This is a genomic window from Gemmobacter sp., assembly GCF_016792925.1.
Lineage (GTDB): Bacteria > Pseudomonadota > Alphaproteobacteria > Rhodobacterales > Rhodobacteraceae > Gemmobacter.
Genome location: NZ_JAEULU010000169.1, coordinates 1 through 5,315, shown reverse-complemented (window position 1 = coordinate 5,315; position 5,315 = coordinate 1). Strand labels below are relative to the sequence as shown.

Genomic DNA, 5,315 nt, shown 5'->3' with positions numbered 1-5,315 from the left:
TTGACCACATCCTTCGCTACTCTTGCGGTTGGCCCGCAGCCACGTGCCCTTTCGCACAGCACATAACTTGCCGTGTCCATCGCCGAGGTCACGCGATGTGGTTTCTGGTCCGCCCCCCCGTCACCGCGCCCCCTCCCCTTGCACCTGCCCGGCTTTCGCCGCAGGATCGCGGCCATGTCCAACACCCTCCCGAAATACCTCAACCTCGCGCTGCTGCTGGCCTTCCCGGTTGCGTGGTTCGCGCCCCTCCTGCGCGCGGGGCTTCTGCCGTTGTTCGGCCTGTCGGAAATCTCGGTCATCTCTGGCCTGCAATCGCTCTGGGACAGTGACCCGATCCTCGCGCTCCTTGTCACTTTCTGCGCCATCTTCGCCCCCATCCTGAAGGTTCTGGGCCGGGCCTTGCGCGATTTCGGCCTGCTGGACCCGCGCGCCGAGCCCGCGCTGGCCCTTCTGGGCAAACTCGCCATGGCCGACATCTTCCTGATCGCGCTCTATGTGGTGATCGCCAAGGGCATCGGCCTTGGCACGGTGGAAACCGCCTGGGGCCTTTACCTGTTCACCGCCTGCATCCTCACCTCGATCTTTCTGCGGAGCCCGCAATGATCCCGCTTTCCCTGCTCGATCTCACCCGCGTGCGCGAGGATCAGGGGCCGGGCGTCGCGCTGCACAATGCCGCCCGCATCGCCGCCCATGTCGAAGCGCTTGAGTTCAAACGCTATTGGGTGGCCGAGCATCACAATATGGTCGGTGTCGCCTCTGCCGCCGTGCCGGTGGTGCTGGCCCATGTGGCTGCGCAGACCCGCCGCATTCGCATCGGCGCGGGCGGCATCATGCTGCCCAATCACGCGCCCTATCAGGTGGCCGAGCAATTCGGCACCCTGGCCCGCCTGCATCCCGGCCGCATCGACCTTGGCCTTGGCCGCGCCCCCGGCACCGATGGCGCCACGCTGATCCGGGCGCTCCGCCGTGACCCGCAAGGGGCCGAGCAATTCCCGCAGGACGTGGTGGAGCTGATGGGCTGGTTCGCGCCCGAAAATGACCTTGGCATCACCGCCGTTCCCGCCGCCGGGGCCGAGGTGGAGATGCTCATTCTGGGGTCATCGCTGTTTGGCGCGCAGCTGGCCGGGCACCTTGGCCTGCCCTTCGCCTTCGCCTCGCATTTCGCACCCACCCAGCTGTATGACGCGCTGCACGTTTATCGCAGCCATTTCCGCCCCTCGGCCCGGCTCGCAAGCCCCCATGCCATCGTCGCGGTGAATGTGATCTGCGCCGAGACAGAGGCCGAGGCACAACACCTGTTCACCACCATGCAGCAGGGCTTTCTGGGGCTGATCCGTGGCAATCGCCGCTATCAGATGCCCCCCGGCCCGCTGGATTGGACCCCGCGTGAGGAACGGCAGGTGGCCGCCATGCTCGCGTGCAGCGCTGTGGGCCCACCGGCCCAGGTCCGCGAAGCGCTGCAAGGCATCGCGCAGGAAACCGGCGCGAATGAGCTGATCCTCGTCACCGACACCCATGATTTCGCGGCGCGCCAGCGCTCGCTTTCCCTGACAGCAGAGGCTTGGCGCTGATGGCCAAACAACGCAATTTCTCCTGCACCGCCTGCGGCAATGTCACCCCCCGCTGGGCGGGGAAATGCGACGCCTGCGGCGCCTGGAACACCATTGTCGAGGAAGCCGCGCTCTCCTCCGGCCCGCGCCCCACGCAAAAGGGCCGCACCATCCCGATCAGCGATCTGGCCACCGAAGACACCCCGCCCCCCCGCGCCAGCAGCGGCATCGGCGAGCTGGACCGGGTGCTGGGCGGCGGCCTCGTGCCCGCCTCGGCCATTCTCGTGGGCGGCGATCCGGGTATCGGCAAATCCACGCTGCTGCTGCAAGCTGTGGCAAGTTTCGCCCGCAATGGCTTGAAATGCCTTTATATCTCGGGCGAGGAAGCCGCCGCCCAGGTGCGCATGCGCGCGCAGCGACTTGGTCTGCAAAACGCGCCTGTCGGGCTTGGGGCCGAAACGAACCTGCGCGACATCCTCACCACGCTGGATGCCGAACGCCCGGCACTGGCCATCATCGACTCGATCCAGACCATGTGGCTCGATAACGTCGAAAGCGCTCCCGGCTCGGTGTCGCAGGTCCGCGCCGCCGCGCATGAGCTGGTCACATTCGCCAAGCGCAAGGGTGTGGCCGTGGTCATCGTCGGCCATGTGACCAAAGAGGGCGCCATCGCAGGCCCGCGCGTGCTGGAACATATGGTCGATACGGTGCTGTATTTCGAGGGCGAGCGCGGCCACCAGTTCCGCATCCTGCGCGCGGTGAAAAACCGCTTCGGCCCCGCTGATGAAATCGGTGTGTTCGAGATGACGGGCGACGGGTTGTCGGAAGTTCTCAACCCCTCTGCCCTGTTCCTGTCAGACCGCGAATCCGCCACGCCCGGCTCGGCGGTCTTTGCGGGCATCGAGGGCACCCGCCCCGTGCTGACCGAGGTGCAGGCCCTCGTCGCGCCCTCCAATCTCGGCACGCCGCGCCGCACGGTAGTGGGCATCGATTCAGGGCGGCTATCGACGATTCTGGCCGTGCTGGAGGCGCGCTGCGGCATCCCCTTCACCGGGCTGGATGTGTTTTTGAACGTGGCGGGCGGCATGCGCGTGTCGGAACCCGGCGCCGATCTTGCCATCGCCGCCGCCCTTCTCAGCGCGCGCGAGGATGTGGCGATCCCGCCTGACATGGTGCTTTTCGGGGAAATCTCGCTGTCTGGCGCGCTGCGCCCGGTGGGCCAGACCGAAAACAGGTTGAAAGAGGCCGCGAAACTTGGTTTCTCACAGGCGGTATTGCCCAGCCGGTCCAAGGCGGGGCTGGCAGAGGGGATGCGCCTGCGGGAAATGGCCGATCTAACGGCTTTCGTGGGCGAAATGTTCGGGGCGGGCTGACGCACCCGAGGGAGTGAACGGAATGGAAGGTTTCACCATCATTGACGGCGTGGTGGCTGCGGTCATCGTGCTGTCGGCGATCCTCGCCTATTCGCGCGGCCTAATCCGCGAGATCATGGCCATCGCGGGCTGGATCGGCGCGGCTGTGCTGGCCTATGCCTTTGCCGCACAGGCGCAACCGCTGGTGAAGGAGATCCCGGTCCTCTCCAAGGTGATCGGTGACAGCTGCGAATTGTCGATCGTGGTGGCCTTTGCCGCTGTCTTTGCCATCGGCCTCGTCATTGCCGCGCTGTTCACGCCGCTGCTGTCAAGCTGGGTGAACCAGTCGATCCTGGGCGGCCTCGATCAGGCGCTTGGCTTCCTGTTCGGCGTGGCGCGCGGGGTGATTCTGGTGGCGGTGGCCTTCATCGTTTATGATCGCGCCCTGCCGGGCGACACCGTGCCCATGGTGGACAATTCGCGCGCGGCCAAAGTCTTTGCCTCGTTCCAGGGCAATATCGACGATCAATTGCCCAGCGACGCGCCGGGCTGGATCGTCAGCAAATATGAAGGCCTCGTGTCGGTCTGCGGCGCGCCGGTCACCCCCAGCACCCCGGCAGCGCCGGGCGCAGCCCCCGCCGCACCGGCCACCAACGGCTGAGGCGCGGTCGCAGCCTGCTGCAACGCGGCGCTTCCGGGCGTGACAGTCTGGCGACAAGGCAGTAAAGGGGGGCCAATGCCCCCCTTTCGGATTCGGAGAGCCACCATGCGCGCCATCCCCGGTACCCCCTTTGATGCCTTCGAGGATGGGGACAAGCTGAAAGAGGAATGCGGCGTCTTCGGCGTGATCGGCGTGGCCGATGCGGCGAATTTCGTGGCCCTCGGCCTGCACGCCCTGCAACATCGCGGGCAAGAGGCCGGTGGCATCGTCAGCCACGACCCCGAGCAAGGCTTCAACTCTGCCCGCCGCTTCGGCTATGTGCGCGACAATTTCACCCGCGCCGATGTGATGGCCACCCTGCCCGGCCCGCTGGCCATCGGCCATGTGCGCTACTCCACCGCCGGGTCGAAAGGGGCCACCGCCATCCGCGACGTGCAGCCCTTCTTCGGCGAGTTTTCGATGGGCGGTGCGGCGATTGCCCATAACGGCAACCTCACCAATGCGGCGGCGCTGCGCAAGGAACTGATCGAGCGCGGCTCGATCTTCCAATCCTCGTCGGACAGCGAATGCATCATTCACCTGATGGCGCGCTCGATCCAGACCAATATCTCGGAACGCATCAAGGACGCGCTGCGCCGCGTCGAGGGCGCCTTCTCGGTGGTCGCCATGACCCGGACCAAACTGATCGGCGTGCGCGATCCGCATGGCGTGCGCCCGCTGGTGCTGGGGCGTCTGGGCGATAGCGGCTGGTGCCTGTCGTCGGAAACCTGCGCGCTGGACATCGTGGGGGCCGAGTTCGTGCGCGAGATCGAGCCGGGTGAAATGGTGGTGATCGAAGGCAACAAGGTGCAATCCACCCGGCCCTTCCAACCCGCTGCCTCGCGGTTCTGCATCTTTGAACAGGTCTATTTCTCGCGCCCCGACTCGATCCTGATGGGCCGCTCGGTCTATGAAACCCGCCGCCAAATCGGCGTGGAACTGGCGAAAGAGGCCCCGGTAGAGGCCGATCTGGTCTGCCCGGTGCCTGACAGCGGCACCCCCGCCGCCATCGGCTATAGCCAGGAAAGCGGCATCCCCTACGCCATGGGGATCATCCGCAATCAATATATGGGCCGCACCTTCATCGAACCCACCGACGCGATCCGCAACATGGGCGTCCGGCTGAAGCTGAACGTGAACCGCGCGCTCATTCAGGGCAAACGCGTGATCCTGGTGGACGACTCGGTCGTGCGCGGCACCACCTCGCGCAAAATCAAGGACATGATCCTCGATGCCGGCGCGGCGGAGGTCCACTTCCGCATCGCCTCGCCCCCCACCGCCTGGCCCTGCTTCTACGGCGTGGACACGCCCGAACGCTCCAAACTTCTCGCCGCCACCATGTCCGAAGATGAGATGCGCGACTGGATCGGCGTGAACAGCCTCAAGTTCATCTCGCTCGACGGCCTCTACCGCGCCGCAGGCGAGGCGCAGGGCCGCGATCCGAAAGCCCCCAAATTCTGCGACGCCTGCTTCTCCGGCGAATACCCGATCCCCCCCGCCGACAAACTGGCCGAAGGCTTCGAGATGAAGGAACCGGCGGCCTGATCCGCCAAAAGCAACCCGAAACCAGCGGGGGCCAGCCCCCGCACCCCCGGGATATTTTCATCAGGTTGAAGACCAAGGCTGCGGCAGCACATCACCTTGCCATTTCAACCTGACCCAAATATCCCACGGGGGTCCGGGGGGGTGTAGCCCCCCGCCCTGGCCCATCAA

General features: G+C 66.0%; 5 protein-coding genes. All 5 read left to right on the top strand.

Annotated features, from left to right (window positions below):
• Positions 1-174 precede the first annotated feature (174 nt).
• A complete protein-coding gene (locus tag JNN06_RS08100; protein ID WP_291239085.1) occupies positions 175-603 on the top strand; it encodes a paraquat-inducible protein A in 429 nt (142 codons plus the stop codon).
• The gene (locus JNN06_RS08095; protein WP_291239084.1) at positions 600-1,571 is read left to right on the top strand and encodes an LLM class flavin-dependent oxidoreductase; all 972 of its coding nucleotides are present in this window, start codon (positions 600-602) and stop codon (positions 1,569-1,571) included. Before JNN06_RS08100 ends, JNN06_RS08095 begins: the two co-directional genes overlap by 4 nt.
• A complete protein-coding gene (gene radA, locus JNN06_RS08090; RefSeq protein WP_291239083.1) occupies positions 1,571-2,923 on the top strand; it encodes a DNA repair protein RadA in 1,353 nt (450 codons plus the stop codon). Before JNN06_RS08095 ends, radA begins: the two co-directional genes overlap by 1 nt.
• Positions 2,924-2,945: 22 nt before the next feature.
• Positions 2,946-3,563, top strand: coding sequence for a CvpA family protein (locus JNN06_RS08085; protein ID WP_291239082.1), 618 nt, complete (start codon positions 2,946-2,948; stop codon positions 3,561-3,563).
• Positions 3,564-3,668: 105 nt separating this feature from the next.
• Complete coding sequence (gene purF / locus JNN06_RS08080) at positions 3,669-5,147, top strand: amidophosphoribosyltransferase (protein ID WP_291239081.1); 1,479 nt, start codon at positions 3,669-3,671, stop codon at positions 5,145-5,147.
• Positions 5,148-5,315 lie beyond the last annotated feature (168 nt).